The organism is Pelosinus baikalensis, from assembly GCF_020819555.1.
Classification (GTDB): domain Bacteria; phylum Bacillota; class Negativicutes; order DSM-13327; family DSM-13327; genus Pelosinus; species Pelosinus baikalensis.
This window is the reverse complement of the sequence record NZ_JAJHJB010000002.1, coordinates 22452-45036: the sequence shown is the minus strand read 5'-3', so window position 1 is coordinate 45036 and position 22585 is coordinate 22452. Positions and strand designations below refer to the sequence as shown.

The following is a 22585-nucleotide window of genomic DNA, read 5'->3' as shown; positions in this document are numbered from 1 at the left end:
GTGAAAGCAGGAGGTGTTTTTGCATGTTAAAGCGTGGTATTGATATTTTAGTGGCAGGAGCGGCTTTGTTAATTTTGAGTCCTGTGCTGATTTTGGTTATGATTTTGGTTTATTTGGATTCAGGCGGTCCCATATTCTTTGTACAAAGGCGTGTTGGTGCTGATGATCAAGAATTTGACATGTATAAGTTTCGTACCATGGTAGTGGGAACCCCCAATGTGGCTACAGACAAATTGACGAATAGCGCAATGTATGTTACAGGCGTGGGGCAGTATTTGCGCAAGTACAGTATGGATGAACTGCCCCAGTTATGGAATATCTTGTCTGGCGATATGTCGATTGTTGGTCCGCGTCCAGCCTTATACAATCAGTATACATTGCGTGAAATGAGGAAGCAGCATAATATTTCTTCCATGCGGCCTGGTCTTACTGGCTGGGCACAAATAAATGGCCGTGACAATATTGGCCTGGAGGAGAAAGTAAAACTGGATCTATATTATTTTAAAAATTTATCAACTCGTTTTGACTTGTACATTATTGTGCGTACCGCGATGAGTGTAGTATGCGATCCGTCGAAATAATTAGTAATGTAATTACGCTAAACTTAGCATTGCTTTTTAAATTATCTCATTTGTGAAAGGGACTTGTTATGAAAATTCTCTTTTTAACCTCCCGATTTCCCTATCCTGCGATCAAAGGCGATCAGGTTGTTATCTATAACCGGCTTAGATACTTGAGTAAATTTCATGAAATAACTCTAGTCTGCCTTTATCAAAAGGAGCAGGAACTGACAGCTTTAGAGTATATAAAATCCTACTGCGCAGCCGTACATGTTGTTAAATTAAGTAAGTACCAGTCTATTGTAAATGTACTGACGAAAGCAGCGTTCTCTAACATACCCTTGCAGGTATTGTATTATCTATCCGCTGATTTTAAGGAACAAGTTAAGAAATTGCTTGCGGAAAACGATTTTGACTTAATTCATGCCTATTTGATCAGGACAGCCGAATATATTGAACAAAGCCGCTTGCCCAAAGTGCTGGATTTAATTGATTCCATGCACCTCAATATTGTACAGCGTATGGCATTGGCATCACCCCTTAAACGTTTATTTTATTGGGAAGAATGGCGGAGAATCAAACAGTATGAACACTGGATAGGAAATAAATTCAACCATATGATAGTGGTAGCGCAAAAGGATAAGGAGTTTTTAACCGCTAAGAATCTGAGCGTTATACCACTGGGCGTAAATACGGACGCGTATTGTCCCATTACAGATACGGAAAAGAAGTACACGCTTATTTTTTCCGGCAATATGAGTTATGCCCCTAATATTAATGCCGTTACATGGTTCGTGGATCATTGTTTTCCAGAAATACAAAGGAAAATAAACTATGTGACTTTTGCGATTGCCGGCAGTAGTCCATCAGCCAAAATTCAGGAACTGGCAAAGCGAAGAGGAATCGTGGTAACTGGTTTTGTCGATTCCATGCCCCAAACGTTAAATGAAGCTCATATTGCGATTGCGCCGATGCAGTCAGCTTCCGGTATGCAAAATAAGATATTAGAAGCAATGGCTTGCGGACTGCCTGTTATTACAACATCTTTGGGATTAGGGAGTATTAAGGCTCGTCAGGGTCAAAACATACTAGTTGCAGATACCCCAGAGCGTTTCATACAACAAGTGCTGATGCTTGTGGATGATGCTGCTCAAGCTAAGAAAATAGGAATCCAGGCGCGTAGCTATGTGATGGATAAGCATAGCTGGGATCACTCAAATCAGTTGGTAGAGGATATCTATAGACAAGTGCTGGCTGATGTCCATCCAGGAAATCATGGAGGGAGGAATTTTTGTGAACCAAGTGATACAGCCATCAGCGTTGAGCAAGCTATTGTCACCAGAGCATAAACTAAGCTATGGGATTGAAAAACGACAGACAGATGGCTTTATCGTATGATATAGGATATACGTTACTATGGGGCAAATAATGAGGGAACTACGTATTCACCAGCCTGAAATTTATCAATTATCAGCTACTAGCTATGCGGATACCTTAGCTCAGTTTGAAGCTATGCCAAATATATCGATTGACTATGCGGTGGCTGAGGAGGTGCAGAATGGCAAGTATCTGGAGGAAGATGATATTGTACGGTTTGATAGTGTGTGAAGGGAAGGTTGGAGGGGAATGGTATTAATGAAGAATGGTCTATGTTGACATGAATATCAACATAGACCATTCTTCAATAGTAATTATTTTGCTTCTTTTAAATCTAAAATTTCATTCCAATTCTTTACCGTTACAGCTTCTATAGTCCGAATATCGCGACGAATACTTTTTATCTCGGATTCTACACGGTCCATTTTTTTATCAGTTAGCTCCAATATCTTCATGACATCTTGTTGCTGCTCACGAATAGCTTGCGTAAATTCATCTTTTGTTACCATAGTAGATTTGATGTTAGAAACATCAAGTTTCAGAATTGAGACATCATCGGTTAAAGTAGAAACATTGCCTTTTAGAGTAAAGACATCGTCTTTTAGAGTAGAAAAGTCTTCTTTTAGAGTAGAGACATCGTCTCTTAGAGTGGAGACATCGTCTCTTAGAGTGGAGACATCACTTTTTACGGATTTAACTTCGGTGAGGATTTCTTGTAATAATTGTTCAGTGGGCATTTGTGTCTTCTCCTTTTTTTTATTAGTTTAGCACAAATTCCAGTAGAGGGGGGATAGGGGGAGTTTCATCGTTAATCACAGTGTAGCATAAAAGTGTGAAAAGTTGCAATGGACATGTGTATAGTAGCAGGATAAGAATCATGATTTGGCGAAGTGATATAACATATATTACTTTCTTTGGGAATAAAATGAAGATTGAAGAAGGAAGAGGAGGGCTTTACAATGACACAGGATATTGTTATAAAAAGAGATGCCTTTAAAGCTTATGATATTCGTGGCAGGGTACCTGATGAGCTCAATGAGGAAGTAACATATCGGATTGGATGGGCTTTTGTGGATCTATTTGATGCAAAGACAGTGGTAGTGGGGCGAGATGTGCGCTTGTCCAGCGAGAGTTTGACCAAGGCTTTGATAGAGGGTTTTACAGATCGGGGCTGTCATGTGATTGATATTGGTTTATGCGGTACGGAAATGGTGTATTTCGCCACGTCTCATTTAGGGGTCGATGGGGGAATCATGGTGACAGCCAGTCATAATCCTATGGATTATAATGGACTCAAGCTGGTACGTAAAGAATCCAGACCGATTAGTGGTGATACAGGGCTGCGAGAGTTAGAGGACCGTGTAGTAACTGGAGATTTTTCACGGGAAAAGAGTGCTGGTATTGCCAAGGGCACAGTGGAGCAGTATGATATTATGAAAGAGTATGTACTGCATTTGCTTACCTATGTGGATGCAGCGGTATTAAAACCGTTGAAAATTGTCGTGAATGCAGGCAATGGCTGCGCAGGACCTGCTCTTGATGCATTAGAAAAGGTATTGCCTTTTGAGTTTATCAAAGTATACCATGAGCCAGATGGGACGTTCCCACATGGAATTCCCAATCCCTTGTTAGTTGAGAATCGGGAAGCAACAGCCAAGGCTGTGCGAGAAAGCGGTGCTGATTTTGGGATTGCCTGGGATGGTGATTTTGACCGCTGCTTCTTATTTGACGAACAGGGGCAATTTATTGAAGGATATTACATTGTTGGATGTTTAGCAGAAGCCTTTTTAAGGCGTTATGCCGGGGCGAAAATTATCCATGATCCCCGTTTAACCTGGAATACGATTGAATTGGTAAAGGAAGCTGGCGGTGTTCCTGTATTGTGTAAAACGGGTCATGCCTTTATTAAAGAACGCATGCGTCAGGAAGATGCGATATATGGTGGGGAGATGTCAGCTCATCATTATTTTAGAGATTTTGCATATTGCGACAGCGGTATGATACCATGGCTCTTAGTAGCGGAGAATATAAGCGTATCAGGTAGATCTTTGTCCCGATTGGTGGGAGCTCGTATGGAAAAATTCCCTGTGAGCGGGGAGATCAATCGACGAGTCAAGGATGCCCAGAAGGTGGTAGCGGAAATAGAAAAGCAGTTTGTAGCCCCAGGAGCTGCTGTTGATTATACAGATGGATTAAGTGTAGAGTATAATGACTGGCGGTTTAATCTGCGGATGTCTAATACAGAACCGTTGATTCGTCTGAATGTGGAGAGCCGAGGCGATGCTTCTTTGATGGAAAAGAAAACGGCTGAATTATTAGCTGCCATTGAGAAGTTGGGGTAACGAGGGAATGGGGGAGTGACAGGGACGGACACACCCCGTCACTGCGTGCCACCCCTCTCTAGAGGGGAATGGGGAAATACCATAGCGTAGTGTCATTGCTTCACTCTGTTCGCAATGACAAAAGAGCACAAAAATATGCTATTAATAACTCCTTTTGTGTCCTTTGCGCCTTTGCGGTCATTCGTTTTATATGTTTTAAAGGATGTATCAGTATTTTCCTGATAGAGTTTAAAATAATTATCACAGCTAAGGATGGTGCTAAGATGAGAAAAGGATTGGGAAAAGTTCGCAAGGCGGTGATTCCGGCGGCAGGGATGGGGACAAGGTTTCTGCCGGCGACGAAGGCGCAGCCTAAAGAGATGCTGCCTATCGTTGATAAGCCGGCGATTCAATATATTATTGAAGAAGCGGTTCAGTCAGGCATTGAAGAAATCCTTATTATTACGGGGCGAAATAAGCGTTCCATTGAGGATCATTTCGATCGGTCAGTAGAGCTGGAGATGCTGCTTAAAGAGCAAGGCAAGTACGACTTATTAAACTTGGTAGAGGAAATTGCCAATGTTACGATTCATTATGTAAGGCAAAAGGAAGCAAAGGGATTGGGTCACGCCGTGTTATGTGCTAAGCAGTTTGTCGGGAATGAGCCTTTTGCTGTGCTGTTAGGTGATGATATTATTGATGCCAGTGTTCCTTGTTTAAAACAAATGATGAGTGTCTATGATGATTGTTATGGTACTATTCTAGGGACACAAGAGGTTCCTCTGGATAAGGTTTGTAATTATGGAATTGTAAAACCTGTGGAGATTAAACAGAATGTGTGGCAGGCTGTGGATCTTGTAGAAAAGCCAGATATGTCAGAGGCACCTTCTCGCTTGGCGGTGATGGGACGCTATATTCTCCAGCCTGAGATTTTTGCAATCTTGGAGAAGACTCCTCCTGGTAAAGGCGGGGAGATACAGTTAACCGATGCGATCCGTACATTAGCAATTGAGCAGCATTCGGTATATGCCTATAATTTTGAAGGTCGTCGATATGATGTGGGCGATAAGCAGGGATATTTGGAAGCGACAATTGAATTTGCTCTGAAGCGTCCTGATTTGCGGGATGACTTTTTACGATATTTGATCAAAACTGTCGGTCCGCTGGTGGCAGGGAAAGATGGGAATGCAGGTTGTAGTAAATAGTGGCTAAACACACCCCGACACTACGTGCCACCCCTCTCAAGAGGGGAATTAGAGCGGCAGTTAGTAGTGAATCGGAGGGAAGTGTGCAAAAATATAGGGAGGTTTTGTCTAATGAGTAGTAAAGAAGAAAATTGTTTAACATTAGCCTCGGGTTTTTCCTTTGACTATGGTAATTTGTATGGAGCTGGTAAAGTAACTGCCAGTGATGTAGAGGATTTAGCAGAAAAGTTGGCTGCTGCACAAAAGGCTGTTGAAACCATGCGGGCGACAGGAGAAGTTCGGGGGCATTTGTCCAAAGATGGTACGCCGGAAAGAGTGTTATTTACCCAACTGCCTTACGTGGCTGAAGGTAACCTAAACTCTCCAGCATCCATTGCCAAGTTAAAGGAATTTGGCAGTTCTCTTAAAAACACAGTGGATGCTGTAGTGACGTTTGGCATTGGCGGCTCTTACTTAGGGAATAAGGTCTTATTTGATGTTCATTGCGGTGAGTTTTGGAATGCAAAAAGTGTAAAAGAACGCAATGGTTATCCGAAGCTATACTTTAATGGTAATAACATTGATGCGAGACGAACTGCAGATATGGTAGAACATCTGATCGCAGAAGCCCGTCTGAAAGCTGTTCATGGTCAGCCTAATACCTATAAAGTGGTCTTAGTGGTGATTTCAAAATCCGGCGGCACCCTAGATACGATGTCGACTTTCATGGTGATGTATGATGCTTTAAAACAACAAGAGCCATTACTGAATATTGAAGTAGTAGCGGTAACTGATCCTGCAAAAGGTGAGAAGGCTACTTTATTGGGAAAATTAGCCGAGGAGCAAGGTTGGCCGACCTTTAGCGTTCCAGATGGAGTGGGCGGCAGATTTAGTATTTTCTCGGAAGTAGGATTAGTGACGGCTGCTTGTATCGGCATGGATATTGATGCGTTCTTGGCCGGTGCACAAGCCATGGATCAGGCATGTCAGACTTCAGATATATACAAAAATCCAGCGAAATTAAATGCAGCTTTAAAGTTTATTGCTGCAGAAAAATACGGGCGGGACATTGAAGTGTTCATGCCTTATGCAGATTATTTAAAATCAGTAGCAGAATGGTATGTACAGCTGTTAGCTGAATCCTTAGGCAAACGTACCAGCCGTGAAGGAGCAGAAGTATTTTATGGTCGTACTCCAATTGTAGCCGTTGGAACAACGGATATGCATGCCCAGACACAGCAGCATCAAGATGGTAAGAAAGATAAGGTGGTTCAGTTTGTTAAGGTGGCTAAGTGGGAGCAGGATGCTATGATTCCCGATGTGTTCCCTACTGTCTCCAAGCTTTCTGAAATATCTTCTATCTATTTGAGTCAGGCTTTGGATGTAGCACGAGAGGCCAACGCAGAGGCTTTGATTAATGATGAACGCTTTAATGCTACGTTGATACTGCCTTCCTTGAATGCCTATCATTTAGGAGAATTGTTATATATGTTGGCATTGTCCGTCGCTTATGAAGGTGAATTGGCGAATGTTGATGCTTTTGATCAACCGGGAGTGGAAGCATATAAACGCCTAATGGGGCCTAGGTTAAAGGCTTTAAAAAAATAAAGAAGATATTTCCAAAAAAATCCTGTTACTTGTAACAGGATTTTTACTATTTTTGGAGAATTTTATTAATGAAAGGTAGGCGGTAGCTGTGGCGATTAAGATAGTGATTGCAGATGATCACGCCCTATTACGGCAAGGGATAATAAACGTGCTGAATTTAGAAGATGATTTTCAAGTAATTGGTGAAGCCTGTGATGGGGCCGAAACGGTAGAAAAAGCCATTGCTTTAACTCCGGATATCCTTTTGCTGGATATAAATATGCCCCGTATGAATGGTTTGGAAGTTATAAAAAAAATTAATGAGCAAGAAAAAGCGATTAAAATCATTGTTTTAACTATGCATGATGATGAAAGTTATGTAATGGAAGTGATAAAATCCGGTGCTGTCGGGTATCTGTTAAAGGATATTGAACCGGGTATGTTAGTTGCAGCAATTCGTACGGTATATGCTGGCGAATCGTATATTTATCCAACCTTGGCAAAACGAATTTTTAATGAGTTTAGTCGTACTCAGCAGGATAAGGAAAAAGAGAAGGTCTGTGAAGTAGTCAGGACGATCAGCCGTAGAGAAGAAGGCTTAACCTATAGGGAATACGAGGTATTGCAAGGCGTATGCCGGGGACTGAGTAATCAGGAACTTGCTAAGAGCTTATTCTTAAGTGAGAAGACGGTCAAGAATCATCTTACCAATATATTCCGCAAGATCAGCGTAAATGATCGTACCCAGGCTGTGCTGTATGCCATAAAGCATAAACTTGTAATCTTAGAGTAAATCACCTTTCATAGCATTTTGCATATCATATCCTATCCCATGATAAAGGGGGTAGGATCTTTTGTTTTTTTCCTATACAGCGAGTGTAATTTTGTTGTCCTTGGCTATGTATGGAATGTGGTATTGTATTCGCGATCTGTGGAAATGGTGGTTGGAGCCTCGCCTCGTGTCAGTACCAAGCTGTAGTTTCTTAATTGTGGTAAGAAATTTAGATTACAGAGTAGAAGATCTGCTGCGTTATTTGGCTCATGAGATCGAACGGGCAGAGGTAGATTGTGACATTGTCGTGGTGGATGTGAGTTCGGATGATTTTACTGCAATGATTTTAGAACGATTGGTTGGAGATATCCCGATTATGAAAGTGGTAATGTTCTCGGAAGAGATAAGACCGGTAAGTGATGCCATTGCCCTGTGCCGCGGCAGTGTAGTTCACGTCATGGATCTGGCACATCGCATGAGCATTGATGATTTTATGGTTGCCGTATGTGGCCTATTGCGTCAAGATTATCAAGACGTCATGCTCAAAAGAGCAGCGAGGTGAATGAGATTTATCGGAGACGATGGTTTAACCGCAGAGGCGCAGAGAACACAGAGAAAAAATTTTAATTAGTATATTACATACTCCCCTCAGTGCCCTCTGTGTTCTCTGCGGTTAAAAATTCCTTCGTGTTTAAACGTCTTTTTCATTCTTTTCCATGTTTCAACACCAAAATATCATAGATAATCTCCACAAGTTTCTGGGCAATGGGCATGAGATTGGGATGAGAATCCGGAGACTGGGCGGTACAAGACATTGCTAGTTTGGCAGATTGCAAATGTTTTTTTACCGTAGTTGAGGTCCAATATACAGGAATGTCTGTATTCCCAGTTAGTGTTATGACCGCTTGATACGAATTAAGATTATTTTCAGCCACACCCATTATGGCATGATAATTAATATATCCGGTACTCGTATCGCCTGCTATTTTGGGAATCCTTGTTTTCATAGGGCACAAGACAAGTCCGGGAGCAATAGGCAGTGGCTGCAAAATTCTTTGACCGGTGGCAAGGATCGTGTGCTGTCTTAAGGCTGTAAGATCCATAGCGCGGCTATGGGCTAAACGTCGTAAGACGGTACGAATGGAAGTAGCAGTGGAAGTATGTTTGCCGTCTGTTGTAATAATAGTAGTAGTGTCACCTTCCGAAGTATAGTGGGGAAGAATGGCAGCAATATGATTAAAAATAGGTAATTTTTTTAACATAGAGAACTCCTTATTATCGAACGTGTGTTCGATTTTTTATTTTTATAATAACAAAATTTAGGTAAAATAACAAGTGTTTTACTGCAACGTTTTTTGTATAGACAGCCCTATTATTTCACATACTTTAATAATATGAAGTGAATAAGGGGGGAATCCGATTGCTAAATGAGCGGGTCGATCATGGAGAAAGCAGTTATAAATGCACCCGATGCGGTGGGGTGTTTGGCTCTCATGATGAGAACATTGTACGCTGCCCTTTTTGCGATATGGTGTGTGATGAAGTAAAATGTCGCGTAATTGAAAGTAGCTATGAAGAATATTAATAAAAGTAAAAAGAATACAAGGAAAATCATGGGGCACGTCGAAAGGATAATCAAACAGACCCTTGGTTTGCAATGCAGCTTTTGGGAATTGTGGCGAAGGGTCTATTGTTAATTTTGGATAAGGAGTTGATGAATTATGGCTTATAGCAAAACTGAAACCAAAGATGAAAGTGTAAAAGATGCTGGCTTAGAGCAGGTAATCATTTGGTTGCGTGAAGATTTAATTGGAGAATTGGAAGCGATTAATCAGTACCAGGCTCATATTGACAGGATTGATAATGAGGAAGTTAGAGAACTGTTAGAGCATATTCGGGATGATGAAAAAGAGCATGTCGCAGAGATTACTCATCTCTTAGCCCGGATTGATGTCATTCAGCGGGAGAAATTCGCCGAGGATCACACCATGGCGCAAGAAGGTCGAGTAGTAAGTGGAGTTTCAAACGATGCGGATGAGAAAGTTGCAACCATCGGTAATCTATTCAGTAAAAAATAGGTTGAAAAGGGAGGAGAGATAGTATGGATATTTTAGATCGGGATTCAGCACCATTGACGGAGACGGAATGGTCAAAGATTGATGAGGCAGTTGTTAATACGGCTCGTCGTATGTTGGTAGGCCGAAGAGTGATTGAAGTGTTAGGACCTATGGGTCCTGGAGTATATACGATTCCATATTCGATTTTTAGCGGAACTTCATCTACTGGCATTGATATGGTGGGAGAGCAGGAAGATTTTATCGTAGCGCCTAGTTCTCGTGCGACAACGAGTGTACCGATGCTCTACAAAGATTTTAGAATTATGTGGCGGGATGTGGAAGCGGATCGTCATATGGGACTGCCTCTTGATGTTAGCACTGCTGCAGTAGCTGCGAATTATGTAGCGGTTCAGGAAGATAATTTGATTTTCAATGGCAATAAAGAACTCGGTCAGGTCGGATTGCTGAATGTACAGGGACGCAAGACTGTAAAAATCAGCAACTGGGATGAACCAGGCAGCGCTTTGGCTGATGCGGTAAAAGCCGTTAGTGCTTTGAGTGAGGCTGGACATTATGGTCCTTATGCTATGGTCGTGAGTCCCCTTCTCTTTGGCCGTATGGTACGGGTATATGGCAATACTGGAATGTTGGAATTGGATCAGGTGAAAGCCTTAATTACCGGCGGAGTATATTACTCCAACACGATTAGCGGCAACAAAGCTGTAGTATTAGCTACTGGCGGTCACAATGTGAACTTGGCAGTTGGTCAGGATATGACTACTTCCTATATGGGAGCAGCCAATATGAATCATACTTTTAGAGTCTTAGAAACAGCAGCTCTATTAGTACGCCGTCCTGATGCAATTTGTACGATTGAGTAGGGAAATAACGTTTTTTAACCACAGAGGCACAGAGGACACAGAGGGGATACATTCCTGTACCCACTGTGTCCCTTTTTTATTAAGAAAGTATAAAAAAATGAACCACAAAGGCACAATACCGCTATCGCGGTACACAAAGGAGTGCACAAAAAATATAAATAATCCCCTTTGCGTCTTTGTGGTTCGATTCGCTTTATATGTTTTTACTTATCTATCTGTTCTCTGTGCCTCGTTTCTTTCTTCGTCTCTTGCAGGTCCTACCTGTGCCGGGTATAATGTTATAAGAATAAGTACAGCCTTGCGAGGTTTGTTTGAGGTGGATCGATGGGAATATTACGAGTAGAAGGTTTACATAAAGCTTTTGGTATTGAGACCTTATTTACCAATGTGGCGTTTGAGTTAGACCGGGGAGATACCATTGGATTAATTGGTGCCAATGGAACAGGTAAGACGACGCTCATGCGCTGCTTACTAGGGCTGGAAGCCATTGATGGTGGCCGTGTGGCAGTACCGATTGGTGAGAACATTGGTTATGTGCAGCAGGATTCTACTTTGCATCAGGGAACGCTATATGAAGAATTATGCTCTGCTTACGCTGATATACTGGCTTGCCAGGATAAAATGCATGAATTAGAGCAGGCGATTGCAGCCGCAAAGGAGGAAAGTGCTCTAGATGGGTTGATGAAAGAATATGCAAAAGTAGTAGATAAATTTGAGCGGGGCGGGGGCTATGAATATGAGAACAATATTCGCCGCGTTGCCTTTGGCTTAGGCTTTACTACGGAGGATTTCTCAAGGCGGATTGAGACCTTTTCAGGCGGGCAAAAAACTCGCATATGTTTGGCAAGAGCTTTAATTCGTCAGCCTGATTTTTTATTTTTGGATGAACCTACTAATCATTTGGATATAGGAATGGTGGAGTGGCTGGAAGATTTCCTTATCGGATATCCAGGGGGCGTGCTCATCATTTCTCATGATCGTTATTTCTTGGATAAAGTGGTCAATCGGGTGATTGAGTTAGAAAATAAAGCCTTGACGGCTTATAAAGGCAACTATACTTCCTATATGCAGCAAAAAGCTGAAAACATGGCGGCGTTGGAAAATGCCTATGACAAACAGCAAGATCATATTACGAAAACAGAAGCATACATTCGAATGTATAAGGCTGGGATTAAGTCCAAGCAAGCCAGAGGACGGGAGAAACAGCTGCAGCGCTTAGAACGGATTGTATTGCCTGCCAATATTGCCCGTTTTGACTTTTTCGGCTTTAATCCTCCCAGTGAATGTGCGGAGCGGGTAGCTGAACTGGAAGAGACGTCTGCTGCTTATGGGGAGCGGAAGATTTTTGAAAAAGTATCCCTCTTGATTCGTAAGGGTGATGGCGTGGCTTTAGTGGGACCCAATGGAGCAGGAAAAACTACATTATTGAAATTACTGACAGGTGAATTGACGCCCGTTAGCGGCAGGGTGAAGCTTGGCAGCAGGGTGAAGGTTGGTTATTTTTCTCAGGAACATGAAGGATTGAATGGGAAAAATCGAATTGTTGATGAAATCATGCATGAATATGGCTTTAGTGAAGAGCGGGCAAGACATTATCTAGGAGCTTTTTTATTCCGGGGAGATGATGTTTTTAAGATTGTGGGTGAATTGAGCGGCGGCGAGAAATCAAGACTGGCAATGCTTAAGCTCATGCTAACAGGAGCTAATTTCTTGATTTTGGATGAACCGACCAATCATTTGGATATACCTGCAAAAGAAGCAGTGGAAGAAGCAATCTTAAGCTTTCCCGGTACTTTTCTGACAGTATCTCATGATCGATATTTTCTGGATAAAGTAGCAAACTGTATGGTGGAATTGGCGGATGGGAAATTAGAGGAATATGCTGGTAACTATAGCTACTATCGGGAGAAAAAATGTATCCAGCAGAAACAAGCCGCTACAGCCCAAGTGGCAATTACCAAACAGGAATCCATTGTCAAAAAGAATGAGCGGCCGCGGCAGCGAAAGGTAGATCAAGACAAGAGTTTAAAGAACCAGCAGAAGCTGGAAGGTGAAATTGCCATGTTGGAATTAGAGATTAAAACCTTAGAGTATCGTCTCAACGATCCTGCCAGCCACGAAGATCAAGAGGCCAGTCAGCAATTGGCAGATGAATACAGCAAAGCCCAAAAGGCTCTAGCTGAAAAGTATGATGCCTGGGTGGAGCTAACAGAGGAATAGAAGACGTATTTTTTTATATCATTCAAGGCCGACTTGTGTGTCAAGTGACATGCAGGTCGGCTTTTGTTTGTTTGCAATTAAAGTGATAGATTGAAGTCAGCGCTAATATAAGAGAAACCGGTTTCTCGCCATAAGGTGAGAAAAATGGAATTACATCAGTTGGTTAGAGATGCTCAAATGGGTGACAGAGAGGCGTTTCAGGAAATATGTACTCGTTTTACCGGGTTGGTTAAGAAGTATGCACATCAGGCCCATTTACGGCCGATTGCTGATGAGGCAGAAGCTCAAGGCTGGTTAGCGGTAGTTCAAGCTGTGAAGACCTATGATGAAACTAGCGGCGTGCATTTTGCTGGATATGTGAATAGTAAGGTTAAATTTGCGATTTGGAATTTGTTTAAAAAGGAACGTCGTATCTGGCAGGAGGAGCAAGTGGAAGGGGGTCAGGAGGGTGAAGAGGTCGATTCTTTTGCCTACTTGCCTGACAATGCGGATGTAGCAGGAGAAGTGGAAAACCGGTGGCTGTCTCATGAACTTAGGAGTGCCATCGAAACATTGCCCGACAAACAGCGGCAAGTTATTTTAAAAACAGTAATCGGGCAGGAAACATTAACAAATATGGCAGCATCCCTGGGAGTCACCACCCAAGCGGTATATAATTTGCGGCAGCGAGGATTTGCACGTTTAAAGATCCTATGTGCCGGAATGTATAGCAGTGAAAGGGGGTGAGAAAAATGGCAGTGAACAAAGTACCGCAAACCAGCAAAGTGGTAATCACGATTGAAAACGGTGTGAATGCCAAGGGTCAGCCAGTGCAGCGTCAAAGAAGCTATAAGAATGTGAAAGTAAGTGCTGCAGATGCAGATGTGTATGCAGTAGCACAAGCAATTGCTAATTTGCAAACCCATGTAGTAGTCGGCATTAGCAGACAAGACGAAGGCAATTTAGTGAATGCTTAATTGATCTTGAGAAATTGGTTAGTAAGGAGGTGAGTGGCAATGGCAAAAACATTGGAAATGGTTTTTCGCAGTGAAGGTGGCAAAGAAGTCACGCTAAGCATTGCAGATCCGAAAGAAAACCTGACTCTGGCAGAAGTGAAAACGGTCATGGAGGACATTATCGCCAAACAAGTCTTTGAAAGCAAGACCGGAGATTTGTCCCAGATCGTGGAAGCACGCATCAATAGCAAGGATAGCGCAGTATTGGTATAACCTGAGAAACTGATTCTAAAGGATAAAAAACGAACCACAAAGGCGCAATGCCGCTGTTGCGGCAATTTGCGCCTTTGTGGTTCAAATTTTCATCGTCCCCAATTCCCCTCTAGAGAGGGGTGCCCCAAGGGCGGGGTGTGTCGTTCCTACTTTTTCTTCATCTGTTCCAATATTGCATTTACCAATTGATCCGTACAGGAAGTCGTCTTTTGTCCGCAGGTAATGCCTTTTAGTTTTTTGATAACCTCTTCAGCGGGCATGCCCTCCACTAATACACTTATAGCCTGCAGATTCCCAGGACATCCGCCATTAAATCGTACATTGGTTATAAATCCATCTTTCAATTCAAAATCTATTTCTTTGGCACATACGCCAGCTGTATTATAAGTAGTCATATTAAAAACCCCTTTGTATTTTTCTTTGATGTACATTCCTCTAAGATACACTGAATTTCAATGGCTGTCTAGCCCGCTAACGTACAATATCTTATTTTCCTCTCTTGGCAGGATTTAGGCAGAAACTTGCGAATAAAAAAGTAATTGATATTATTTTAAAGTGGAGTAATGCTGTGGAACATTTAGAAGGTACCGTAGAAAATATAATATTTCATAATACCGATAATGGTTTTGTTGTGTTTAAGCTAAAGCCAGCCAATGAGAATGGCACTGTCGCTGTGGTCGGCAACATGCTGGTGCCTTTAGTGGGTGAACAGCTGGAGCTAACAGGAGAATGGGCGGAGCATGCCCGTTTTGGTCGTCAATTTAAGGTAGCCAGCTTTAAAAAAGTGGCACCAGCCAGTGTGAAAGGCATCGAACGTTTTTTGGCCTCAGGTGCCATTAAAGGTATTGGTCCAGCCATGGCGGCACGTTTAGTAAAGCAATTCGGCTTAGATACGTTGAAAATCATCGAAGAAAAGCCCAAGCGGTTACAAGAAATAGAAGGGATCGGCAAAAAGAAAGCTGAGGCGATTCATGATGCCTACTCCCAGCAATCCGAAATGCATGAAGTCATGTTATTTCTGGAAATGAATGGGGTAACAGGCGCCTATGCAGGCAAGATTTTTACCCAGTACGGATTTTTGGCAATTAGTGTATTACAAGAAAACCCTTATCGATTGGCGCAAGAAGTGCAAGGCATTGGATTTCGTACGGCAGATCAAATTGCCATGTCTTTGGGCTTAGAACGCAATCATGAGGAACGGATCACTGCAGGGATTGATTTTGCTTTGCTGCAAATTTCCCAAGCAGGCCATTGCTGTGTACCTGAAGAGACTCTAGTACAGGAAGCTGCCAAGTTACTGCTGGTTGATCCTGTAGATGTAGCCAGGCATGTATCCTCATTAATTCAAGAGAGTCGTTTATGTGTAGAAGATTTTCATGGGATGACTCTAATCTATCCCCGCCATTTATATTATGCAGAAAAAAGGGTAGCGGAGCGATTATTGCGTTTAAAAGATCGAGCCAAACAAGCCCCTGATGAAGATTTACCGGCTATTGTTGATAACTGGGAGAAGCAATCAGGAATCACCTTGGCAGACGCCCAGCGTGAAGCTGTATTATCATCGTTACTGCATGGCGTTTTAGTCTTAACGGGTGGACCTGGTACGGGTAAAACTACCGTTGTACGGGGTATGCTGGATGTCTTAGAAAATCAAGGCTTTAAGCTGCTCTTAGGGGCACCTACTGGGCGGGCTGCAAAACGCTTAAGTGAGGCTACGGACCGAGAAGCAATGACCGTTCATCGGCTATTGGAATCCACGGGGGGAGTCGAGGGAGCACCTTTATTTATGCGTAATGAGAATGAGCCATTAGATGCAGAAGTGGTCATCATTGATGAAGTTTCAATGATGGATATTTCGTTGATGAATTCTTTTCTTCAGGCGATACCAGATGGCTGCCGAGTCATCTTAGTAGGTGACGTAGACCAGCTGCCTGCGGTTGGTCCCGGATCTGTACTGAAAGACATTATCCGCTCAACGACTGTGCCCGTGGTGCGTTTAACAGAGGTCTTCCGCCAGGCTGGTGAAAGTATGATCGTTATGAATGCCCATCAGATTAATCGGGGGATGCTGCCTGACTTTAAAAGCAGCAAGGACTTTCAATTTCTTGAGATCAATGATAGTGATGCTGTGGCCGGCGCCATTGTAGATTTGTGCCATGAGCATCTTCCCAAAGAAGGTTTTAATGTTTCCTATGATGTACAAGTACTGGCGCCCATGCATCGTTTGGTGTGCGGTGTGGAGAATTTAAATAAGCTGCTCCAACAAGCACTAAATCCAGAAAGAGAAGGAAAAGCATCTATCTCTGGTGCCAATCAGGTATTACGGGAAGGCGATAAGATAATGCAGATGAAAAATAATTATACCAAAGGGGTATATAACGGAGATATTGGCTTCATTACAGGTATTCAAAACGGCAGAGTAGCCGTTCGTTATCCAGAACAGAATGTGATCTATGAACGTGGAGAAATTGATGAACTGCATCTTGCCTATGCCATGAGTGTACACAAAAGCCAGGGCAGCGAATATCCTGTAGTCATTATGCCTCTGATTTCAGGACATCACATTATGCTGCAGCGCAATTTGCTGTATACCGCTGTAACAAGAGCTAAAGAAAGAGTGGTCCTCCTAGGCAGTAAAGCCGCCCTCAACACTGCCCTATCCAATGATCGCACCAAAAGGCGCTATTCCCTCCTGGCAGAACGCCTGCGGGGAGACGAGTTGTAATGCATGAGGGAGAGTGACACACCCCGCCTGCGGGCACCCCTCTCTAGAGGGGAATAGTTTTTAATCACCTTCTTAAAGAATGGATCAGTGAAACACTAAACGCACACAATCCATCAGAAATGGCTTTTTAAAAAATCCCCTCTAGAGAGGGGTGGCGCGCAGCGACGGGGTGTGTTCGTCTTGTCCGTCGTTTCTTGCAAGTAAAGAGTATAAGGGGATGAAATGTTTTGTCTAAAGAAAAGATCATTTCATACAATCCTAAACTAAAGGAGCTAGCAAAACAGCTTCGTCAAAATAGTACTTTGTCCGAAGTATTGCTTTGGCAACAACTAAAGGGTAAACAAATAATGAACTATAGCTTTCACCGCCAAAAACCAATTCAAAATTATATTGTTGACTTCTTTTGCCATGAATTAATGCTAGCAATTGAGATAGACGGAGTTACCCATGATGAGAAGATTGCTTATGATATACAACGGCAAAAAAGGCTGGAGTCATTAGGAGTTCATTTCTTAAGGTTTCATGATAGTGATGTAAAGAAAAATTTAGCAGGTGTAGTAGAAGCTATTAAGATGTGGGTATGTATGAGGGAGATAACGAACACACCCCGCCTGCGGGCACCCCTCTCTAGAGGGGAATAGTTTTAATCCCCTCTAGAGAGGGGGGGCGCCGCAGCGACGGGGTGTGTTCGTCGTTCTCATGATTGCATAAGGAGGTTGCAGTGGTGTGATTAGTAGCTATTGGAAGACCTTTTTGAATATCCTCTATCCTCCAAAGTGCCCTTATTGTAAAACCTTGGTGCAGGAGCATGGGGCATGGTGTTCTTCCTGCTTATCCGCCATTTTGGCGGTTCGAGAAATTAATGTTCTGGAGCATCGGTTAAAATCCTTAGACTCTTGTTGCGTGGTATGCGAATATACAGGAGGTCTAAAGCGGATTATTCACGATATGAAATTTCGCCAGCAAAAGAAGTATGGGATTCATCTAAATTGGCTATTAACCAACAGTAAACTGGCACATATATTTCCAACGATTGAGTTTGTAATCCCTGTGCCATTACACACTGATCGTCTGCGAGAGAGGGGCTACAATCAGACAGAGGTTATCTTTAAGGAATGGTCAAAGAAAAAAAACCTACAGTGGATGCCAGAACTATTAGTACGCGACAGGCATACCATTCCCCAATGGGAGCTGACTCTGGCAAAGCGAAAAGAAAATATAAAGGGCGCGTTTGTCATTACGCGCCCTTTATTGGTGAAGGATAAACATATATTGTTGGTAGATGATATTATAACTACTGGCATAACCCTAGATGAATGTGCCCGGGTTTTAAAAAAATCCGGAGCAGCATCCGTCCATGGACTTGCGATAGCCAGCGGGGCAAGGTGATAAGTGGGAGGACGAACACACCCCACCTGCGGGCACCCCTCTCGAGAGGGGAATTAAGTAATCATCTCAAGAAGGGTGGAGCAAAGCAAAGGATGGCCCAACTTCGTTTGAGAGTATTTTTCTTAATTAAGAGGGAAATAAAAAAATCCCCTCTAGAGAGGGGTGGCGCGAAGCGACGGGGTGTGTTCGTTTCATCCCAACGATTCAATAAACGCCTTTACAATCTCAGGATCAAAAGCCGTACCTGACATATTCTGCAGTTCCCGGACGGCCTCCTCTTTGGTTTTCTTCCAATGCTCTGTACAGGGGTTGATAAAGCGATCGTAGTAATTGACTACGGAAATGATACGAGCTCCCAGAGGAATATTGACTCCCTTTAGCCGTTTTGGATAGCCTTTTCCATCCCAACGTTCGTGATGATAGCGAATGTAGGGAATGTGCTCCTGACATTGGGAAATATTCTCCAGCATGGCACTTCCTGCATTACAATGGTTCTTAAATACCGTCATCTCACGGGTGGAGAGATAGGGAACTTTTGCTAAGACTGCATTGGGAACGGTAAGATGACCAATATCATGCAGCAAAGCAGCCAGGCGTATGCGCTCAATTTCCTCTCGGGGAAGACGCATTTTAGCAGCGACGCTGACGGCGTAATTTGCTACCTGCTGGCTGTGTAAATATAAATTTGCATTTTTGAGTTGAATGAGCTGCAATAGACTGGCAATGACGCTATCGAAGGTGTCATCGCCAGAATAAAATTCAGGACCTTGCATAAGCGTTAACATAACCACGGCAAACTGCCTTTCATTTTAAAAGTATACAAATTATATTCTATGTTTGACTAAAAAACAACAAAATCCTGCTGATAAATTTAAAAAACTATAAAATCAATCAAAGAAGTTAAGATTTGATAGAATTAGTTCGAAATTATTGTTATAATGGAATCGTAATTTTCTGATTAAATTGCTTTTTAAAATAGGAGGACTATAATGGGTATTAAGAATTGTTCAGAGTGTGGTAAATTGTATGTGGAAAATCCCAGTGGTCTATGTCCAGAATGTTATGCTCAAGAAGAATTATATGAGCATCAGATTGGTGAATATTTGCGTGAACATGGCAAAGCATCTGTTGAAACAATTCATAACGCGACGGGCGTTAAGGAAAAAATCATATTGCGTATGATAAAAAGTGGTAGATTGTTGGTGGATGGCGTCAGCCTGATTAGCTATCCTTGTGATATGTGCGGGGTGCCTATTTATGAAGGGCGTATCTGTGCAAAATGCGGCAGCAGCTTTACAAAACAAGTCAAAGAAGTGTGGCATGATAAAGACAATTATGACAGCCAGCGTACTGGTCTGCGGATGTATACGAAAGATGAGCCTAAGAAGTAATGAGAAAAAAATAAAAAAATTTATGGCAGGGATTAATGTCCCGGCCATTTTTATCGATACTATTAGTGAAGGATTTTTTTGTGTAGATTGTGAGGTGCAAATAGGATGATTATTTCAAACAAACAAATTCAGAGTGTGCTAAAAGTATATGGTGAGCAAAATAATGCGGGGAAAAATACGAAGACCGAGAAAGTGCAACCTGCTAAAGGAAAAGATCAGGTGATATTATCATCAGGAGTACAAGAATTTGGTCAGGTGCTGCAGCGTGCGATTACTATATCTGACGTAAGACCAGAGAGGGTACAAGAGTTGTCGAAAAAAATTCAAGCGGGTACGTATCAGGTGGATTCAAAGGATATTGCGGATAAAATGATTGGACGCATACTTGTAGATGATCTGCTGTAAAGGAGAATATAGTGAAGGATAAATGGGGAAAGCTTACTGCTGTTCTTGAGAAAATGCTCATAATGTACCAAGCGATATTCGAACTATGCCTTCAAAAACGCGAAGTACTGGTACAACGTAATGTACCTGGATTAGAAACGATTATGAAACAGGAAGAAAATTTATGCTTTGAAGTAACGAGGCTTGACAAAATACGTAAAAGTATTATTAAGGAACTTGCTGCTATATATGGTATTACAGATACGAAGATCGCTTTGTCAGAACTTGTTCAAATGGCTGACCAAGAGGAGATAGGGAATTTAAAAAATGTTGAACAAGAGCTTGCTTCTATCCTTTTTAAAATAGCTGAAGTGAATGATGTAAATAAACAGCTTGTTGAACAAGGATTGTTGATTGTAAACTATAGTCTTAATTTGTTAGCACAAAGTGCTGTTGGTCCCACCTATCATCCCAATGAAAAGGCTTCCTTTTCTCCCCCGAATAAGTCTTTATTTGACAGTAAAGCATAATGAAAAAGAAAGGCTGACGGTTATGATATTGCAAGAAAAATATGATTTGGTTGATGAATTATTAGATATATTAGAACAATTGATTGCGATTTATACTAGCTTGAAGGTATCCAATGGTGATAAACAACGTGTACTAGCAGCAGGTAACCTTGCTGATTTACAGATGATTGCGCAACAAGAAGAGGAAATAGTGACAGTCATTACAGCTTTAGAAGAACGCAGGATCGCTTTGCAAGGCATGATTGATCCTTCTCACACATCTTTTAATCAGTTGATTTCCTTGTTAGAAGAACCGAGAAGGAGTCGAGGGATTGCTTTATCCCAAGAATTGCGACAGCTAGTAAAAGAAATGAGCATAATGCAAGAGGCGAATTCCATCGTATTGCACAACTTTTTAAAATTAGAAAACCATAAGCGAAATGTTCTTTTCAAAGTGAGTACAGTACCGGAATATGGCGGTAATAATAGCTTTGGGAGTAATCATAGCATTTTTAATAAAATTGTTTAGATAGGAGAATGAGAATGGCATCTACTTTTGGCGGTTTAAATATAATGACTCTGGGAATGTCAGCGCAGCAGCTTTCCCAAAATACGACGGGACATAACGTAGCTAACGCTAGTACTACAGGATATTCACGGCAAACGGTGAATTTGGTCACTACTACTCCACAGCAAATTTATACAGCAAATGGAATGTCCATGGCGGGTACTGGAGTCACTACAGCATCCATTACCAGAGCGCGGGATTTTTTGGTGGATACCCAATACTGGCAGAAAAATTCCACGAAAAACTATTGGTCGACTCAAGGCGATGTTCTGGCAAAGGTTGAGAGTGTTTTTAATGATACCCAGAATACTGGTATTCAAAATGCAATTGAGTTGTTCCACACAGCTTTAGGTACACTGGCTAGCAATGCTAGTGAAGACAGTGCTCGTACGGCTGCTCGTGAGGCTGCTGGTGCATTGGTGGAAACATTACAGACAAGCGGCAACAATCTTGTATCTCAGGCAAATGATGCATCAAGTCGTATTGATACGCAGATTACCCAAGTGAATAGTTTATCTAAGCAAATTGCTGCTTTAAATAAGCAGATTGTTAGCCAAGAGGCTACTGGTGCTACGGCAAATGATTTGCGTGACCAAAGGGATAAACTGGTTGATGAATTATCTACTTTGACAGAGGTAAATGTATCAGAAGAAAAAAATGGCTCTTATACGGTGATTATTTCTGGGGGAGTTTCCTTAGTACAAGGAGACCATGCTACCGATTTAACGGTTGAACATGAAAAGAATACTCCTTATGGTTACGATACAACGAAAGTCACAACCCTTAATGGTACTGTAAATGTAAATTTTAAGAATGGCTCTATTGCTAGTTTAATGGATCTTAGGGATACGACCATTAATGGATATTTAGCGGATTTGGACAACTTGGCTCAGTCACTCTTGCAAGATTTTAATACGCAGCATAAACAAGGTCAAACGAAAGATTTGACAGCAGCAGATAATTTTTTTGGCGTGACAGGCGTTGATTATACCGATTCAACTCAAGATCCCACTACAATGGCGTCTCCAGCAAGCTGGCTTAGTATTCTTAAGGTCAATGAAAAGTTTTATGAAACGAATGGTGTCAATCTCATTGCCGCTGCTGGTACAGACGCTGCGGGAACTGCCGATGGCACTAACGCGACGGCATTAAAAAATTGGCTAGTTGATGATCCTTCTACAGCGTCAGCAGCATTAGGGGTGAATAGTCTTTCCAGTTACTATGCTTCTATGGTTAGTACAGTGGGGGTGCAGACGCAGCAAGCTAAAAATATGACTATCAATCAAACGGTTATTTTTGATTCGGTGGCAACTACCCGAGAATCCATATCAGGAGTCAGCATGGATGAAGAATTGTCAAATATGATCAAATTCCAGCAAGCCTATGGTGCATGTGCCAAAATGCTGGCAACCATGGATTCGATGTTGGATTCTCTGATTAATATAAGATAAA

27 protein-coding genes are annotated in these 22585 nt (G+C 42.1%); 23 read left to right on the top strand and 4 right to left on the bottom strand.

All coding sequences use genetic code 11. The features are described from left to right. The first annotated feature begins 23 nt into the window (after positions 1 to 23). The 3 genes from LMF89_RS01685 (at position 24) to LMF89_RS01675 (ending at position 2168) form a co-directional block, all read left to right on the top strand. Positions 24 to 581, top strand: a complete 558-nt coding sequence (locus LMF89_RS01685; protein ID WP_229533601.1) for a sugar transferase — start codon at positions 24 to 26, stop codon at positions 579 to 581. Positions 582 to 649: 68 nt separating this feature from the next. Then, positions 650 to 1909 (top strand): glycosyltransferase, encoded by a 1260-nt coding sequence (locus tag LMF89_RS01680; RefSeq protein WP_229533600.1) that lies wholly within the window; start codon positions 650 to 652, stop codon positions 1907 to 1909. 79 nt (positions 1910 to 1988) lie between these two features. Further along, on the top strand, positions 1989 to 2168 hold the full coding sequence (locus LMF89_RS01675) for a hypothetical protein (RefSeq protein ID WP_229533599.1): 180 nt from the start codon (positions 1989 to 1991) through the stop codon (positions 2166 to 2168). Between the two features lie 83 nt (positions 2169 to 2251). On the opposite strand, the gene LMF89_RS01670 is transcribed toward LMF89_RS01675, so the two are convergent. Beyond that, positions 2252 to 2674 carry a prominin family protein gene (locus LMF89_RS01670; protein ID WP_229533598.1) on the bottom strand — a complete coding sequence of 141 codons (423 nt, stop codon included), beginning with the start codon at positions 2672 to 2674 and terminating at the stop codon, positions 2252 to 2254. A 222-nt stretch (positions 2675 to 2896) separates the two neighbouring features. Here LMF89_RS01670 and LMF89_RS01665 point away from each other — a divergent pair, with 222 nt between their 5' ends. The 5 genes from LMF89_RS01665 to LMF89_RS01645 all read left to right on the top strand — a co-directional run bounded on the left by LMF89_RS01665 (position 2897) and on the right by LMF89_RS01645 (position 8363). Further along, positions 2897 to 4279 carry a phosphohexomutase domain-containing protein gene (locus LMF89_RS01665; RefSeq protein WP_229533597.1) on the top strand — a complete coding sequence of 461 codons (1383 nt, stop codon included), beginning with the start codon at positions 2897 to 2899 and terminating at the stop codon, positions 4277 to 4279. A gap of 263 nt (positions 4280 to 4542) precedes the next feature. Further along, positions 4543 to 5463 (top strand): UTP--glucose-1-phosphate uridylyltransferase GalU, encoded by a 921-nt coding sequence (gene galU / locus LMF89_RS01660; protein WP_304622591.1) that lies wholly within the window; start codon positions 4543 to 4545, stop codon positions 5461 to 5463. 111 nt (positions 5464 to 5574) lie between these two features. Beyond that, a complete protein-coding gene (locus tag LMF89_RS01655) occupies positions 5575 to 7050 on the top strand; it encodes a phosphoglucose isomerase-related protein (RefSeq protein WP_229533596.1) in 1476 nt (491 codons plus the stop codon). An 88-nt stretch (positions 7051 to 7138) separates the two neighbouring features. After that, on the top strand, positions 7139 to 7822 hold the full coding sequence (locus LMF89_RS01650) for a response regulator (RefSeq protein WP_229533595.1): 684 nt from the start codon (positions 7139 to 7141) through the stop codon (positions 7820 to 7822). A 61-nt stretch (positions 7823 to 7883) separates the two neighbouring features. Beyond that, the gene (locus LMF89_RS01645) at positions 7884 to 8363 is read left to right on the top strand and encodes a hypothetical protein (RefSeq protein ID WP_229533594.1); all 480 of its coding nucleotides are present in this window, start codon (positions 7884 to 7886) and stop codon (positions 8361 to 8363) included. 142 nt (positions 8364 to 8505) lie between these two features. Here the strand turns inward: LMF89_RS01645 and LMF89_RS01640 are convergent, their stop codons facing one another. Next, entirely contained in the window at positions 8506 to 9063 is a 558-nt protein-coding gene (locus LMF89_RS01640) for a hypothetical protein (protein ID WP_229533593.1), read from the bottom strand. A gap of 158 nt (positions 9064 to 9221) precedes the next feature. Here LMF89_RS01640 and LMF89_RS01635 point away from each other — a divergent pair, with 158 nt between their 5' ends. The 7 genes from LMF89_RS01635 to LMF89_RS01605 all read left to right on the top strand — a co-directional run bounded on the left by LMF89_RS01635 (position 9222) and on the right by LMF89_RS01605 (position 14167). After that, complete coding sequence (locus LMF89_RS01635; protein ID WP_007930140.1) at positions 9222 to 9386, top strand: hypothetical protein; 165 nt, start codon at positions 9222 to 9224, stop codon at positions 9384 to 9386. A 136-nt stretch (positions 9387 to 9522) separates the two neighbouring features. Continuing rightward, the gene (locus LMF89_RS01630; RefSeq protein WP_229533592.1) at positions 9523 to 9879 is read left to right on the top strand and encodes a demethoxyubiquinone hydroxylase family protein; all 357 of its coding nucleotides are present in this window, start codon (positions 9523 to 9525) and stop codon (positions 9877 to 9879) included. 23 nt (positions 9880 to 9902) lie between these two features. After that, on the top strand, positions 9903 to 10739 hold the full coding sequence (locus LMF89_RS01625) for a family 1 encapsulin nanocompartment shell protein (RefSeq protein WP_007959130.1): 837 nt from the start codon (positions 9903 to 9905) through the stop codon (positions 10737 to 10739). Between the two features lie 324 nt (positions 10740 to 11063). Beyond that, positions 11064 to 12959, top strand: coding sequence for an ABC transporter ATP-binding protein (locus LMF89_RS01620; RefSeq protein WP_229533591.1), 1896 nt, complete (start codon positions 11064 to 11066; stop codon positions 12957 to 12959). 144 nt (positions 12960 to 13103) lie between these two features. Continuing rightward, positions 13104 to 13685, top strand: a complete 582-nt coding sequence (locus tag LMF89_RS01615) for an RNA polymerase sigma factor (protein WP_229533590.1) — start codon at positions 13104 to 13106, stop codon at positions 13683 to 13685. Positions 13686 to 13690: 5 nt separating this feature from the next. Then, complete coding sequence (locus tag LMF89_RS01610) at positions 13691 to 13915, top strand: DUF1659 domain-containing protein (protein WP_229533589.1); 225 nt, start codon at positions 13691 to 13693, stop codon at positions 13913 to 13915. Positions 13916 to 13954: 39 nt separating this feature from the next. Beyond that, complete coding sequence (locus LMF89_RS01605; protein ID WP_229533588.1) at positions 13955 to 14167, top strand: DUF2922 domain-containing protein; 213 nt, start codon at positions 13955 to 13957, stop codon at positions 14165 to 14167. A gap of 146 nt (positions 14168 to 14313) precedes the next feature. On the opposite strand, the gene LMF89_RS01600 is transcribed toward LMF89_RS01605, so the two are convergent. After that, the gene (locus LMF89_RS01600) at positions 14314 to 14562 is read right to left on the bottom strand and encodes a TIGR03905 family TSCPD domain-containing protein (RefSeq protein ID WP_229533587.1); all 249 of its coding nucleotides are present in this window, start codon (positions 14560 to 14562) and stop codon (positions 14314 to 14316) included. A 173-nt stretch (positions 14563 to 14735) separates the two neighbouring features. Here LMF89_RS01600 and recD2 point away from each other — a divergent pair, with 173 nt between their 5' ends. From recD2 to LMF89_RS01585, 3 genes are all read left to right on the top strand, one after another. Then, positions 14736 to 16892 (top strand): SF1B family DNA helicase RecD2, encoded by a 2157-nt coding sequence (gene recD2, locus LMF89_RS01595; RefSeq protein WP_229533586.1) that lies wholly within the window; start codon positions 14736 to 14738, stop codon positions 16890 to 16892. Positions 16893 to 17119: 227 nt separating this feature from the next. After that, positions 17120 to 17533: an endonuclease domain-containing protein gene (locus LMF89_RS01590; protein ID WP_229533585.1), complete on the top strand. Its 414-nt coding sequence runs from the start codon at positions 17120 to 17122 to the stop codon at positions 17531 to 17533. 85 nt (positions 17534 to 17618) lie between these two features. Next, complete coding sequence (locus LMF89_RS01585; RefSeq protein ID WP_229533584.1) at positions 17619 to 18281, top strand: ComF family protein; 663 nt, start codon at positions 17619 to 17621, stop codon at positions 18279 to 18281. A gap of 191 nt (positions 18282 to 18472) precedes the next feature. Here LMF89_RS01585 and LMF89_RS01580 read toward each other — a convergent pair whose 3' ends face one another. After that, a complete protein-coding gene (locus LMF89_RS01580; RefSeq protein ID WP_229533583.1) occupies positions 18473 to 19066 on the bottom strand; it encodes an HD-GYP domain-containing protein in 594 nt (197 codons plus the stop codon). Positions 19067 to 19270: 204 nt separating this feature from the next. On the opposite strand from LMF89_RS01580, the gene LMF89_RS01575 reads away from it, so the two are divergent. The 5 genes from LMF89_RS01575 (at position 19271) to flgK (ending at position 22584) form a co-directional block, all read left to right on the top strand. Next, positions 19271 to 19672 carry a flagellar protein gene (locus LMF89_RS01575; RefSeq protein ID WP_229533582.1) on the top strand — a complete coding sequence of 134 codons (402 nt, stop codon included), beginning with the start codon at positions 19271 to 19273 and terminating at the stop codon, positions 19670 to 19672. 105 nt (positions 19673 to 19777) lie between these two features. Further along, positions 19778 to 20077, top strand: a complete 300-nt coding sequence (gene flgM / locus LMF89_RS01570; RefSeq protein WP_229533581.1) for a flagellar biosynthesis anti-sigma factor FlgM — start codon at positions 19778 to 19780, stop codon at positions 20075 to 20077. An 11-nt stretch (positions 20078 to 20088) separates the two neighbouring features. Continuing rightward, positions 20089 to 20586: a flagellar protein FlgN gene (locus LMF89_RS01565; protein ID WP_229533580.1), complete on the top strand. Its 498-nt coding sequence runs from the start codon at positions 20089 to 20091 to the stop codon at positions 20584 to 20586. After that, positions 20570 to 21094 (top strand): flagellar export chaperone FlgN, encoded by a 525-nt coding sequence (flgN, locus tag LMF89_RS01560; protein WP_229533579.1) that lies wholly within the window; start codon positions 20570 to 20572, stop codon positions 21092 to 21094. The genes LMF89_RS01565 and flgN overlap by 17 nt, the downstream gene beginning before the upstream one ends. Before the next feature lie 14 nt (positions 21095 to 21108). Next, entirely contained in the window at positions 21109 to 22584 is a 1476-nt protein-coding gene (flgK, locus tag LMF89_RS01555) for a flagellar hook-associated protein FlgK (protein WP_229533578.1), read from the top strand. Position 22585 lies beyond the last annotated feature (1 nt).

Excerpts from the sequence above, each read along its gene's own strand:
- LMF89_RS01685 (WP_229533601.1), top strand. The coding sequence starts at position 24 with ATGTTAAAGCGTGGTATTGATATTTTAGTGGCAGGAGCGGCTTTGTTA.
- LMF89_RS01680 (WP_229533600.1), top strand. The coding sequence starts at position 650 with ATGAAAATTCTCTTTTTAACCTCCCGATTTCCCTATCCTGCGATCAAA.
- LMF89_RS01675 (WP_229533599.1), top strand. The coding sequence starts at position 1,989 with ATGAGGGAACTACGTATTCACCAGCCTGAAATTTATCAATTATCAGCT.
- LMF89_RS01670 (WP_229533598.1), bottom strand. The coding sequence starts at position 2,674 with ATGCCCACTGAACAATTATTACAAGAAATCCTCACCGAAGTTAAATCC.
- LMF89_RS01665 (WP_229533597.1), top strand. The coding sequence starts at position 2,897 with ATGACACAGGATATTGTTATAAAAAGAGATGCCTTTAAAGCTTATGAT.
- galU (WP_304622591.1), top strand. The coding sequence starts at position 4,543 with ATGAGAAAAGGATTGGGAAAAGTTCGCAAGGCGGTGATTCCGGCGGCA.
- LMF89_RS01655 (WP_229533596.1), top strand. The coding sequence starts at position 5,575 with ATGAGTAGTAAAGAAGAAAATTGTTTAACATTAGCCTCGGGTTTTTCC.
- LMF89_RS01640 (WP_229533593.1), bottom strand. The coding sequence starts at position 9,063 with ATGTTAAAAAAATTACCTATTTTTAATCATATTGCTGCCATTCTTCCC.
- LMF89_RS01630 (WP_229533592.1), top strand. The coding sequence starts at position 9,523 with ATGGCTTATAGCAAAACTGAAACCAAAGATGAAAGTGTAAAAGATGCT.
- LMF89_RS01625 (WP_007959130.1), top strand. The coding sequence starts at position 9,903 with ATGGATATTTTAGATCGGGATTCAGCACCATTGACGGAGACGGAATGG.
- LMF89_RS01620 (WP_229533591.1), top strand. The coding sequence starts at position 11,064 with ATGGGAATATTACGAGTAGAAGGTTTACATAAAGCTTTTGGTATTGAG.
- LMF89_RS01615 (WP_229533590.1), top strand. The coding sequence starts at position 13,104 with ATGGAATTACATCAGTTGGTTAGAGATGCTCAAATGGGTGACAGAGAG.
- LMF89_RS01610 (WP_229533589.1), top strand. The coding sequence starts at position 13,691 with ATGGCAGTGAACAAAGTACCGCAAACCAGCAAAGTGGTAATCACGATT.
- LMF89_RS01605 (WP_229533588.1), top strand. The coding sequence starts at position 13,955 with ATGGCAAAAACATTGGAAATGGTTTTTCGCAGTGAAGGTGGCAAAGAA.
- LMF89_RS01600 (WP_229533587.1), bottom strand. The coding sequence starts at position 14,562 with ATGACTACTTATAATACAGCTGGCGTATGTGCCAAAGAAATAGATTTT.
- LMF89_RS01580 (WP_229533583.1), bottom strand. The coding sequence starts at position 19,066 with ATGTTAACGCTTATGCAAGGTCCTGAATTTTATTCTGGCGATGACACC.
- LMF89_RS01575 (WP_229533582.1), top strand. The coding sequence starts at position 19,271 with ATGGGTATTAAGAATTGTTCAGAGTGTGGTAAATTGTATGTGGAAAAT.
- flgM (WP_229533581.1), top strand. The coding sequence starts at position 19,778 with ATGATTATTTCAAACAAACAAATTCAGAGTGTGCTAAAAGTATATGGT.
- flgK (WP_229533578.1), top strand. The coding sequence starts at position 21,109 with ATGGCATCTACTTTTGGCGGTTTAAATATAATGACTCTGGGAATGTCA.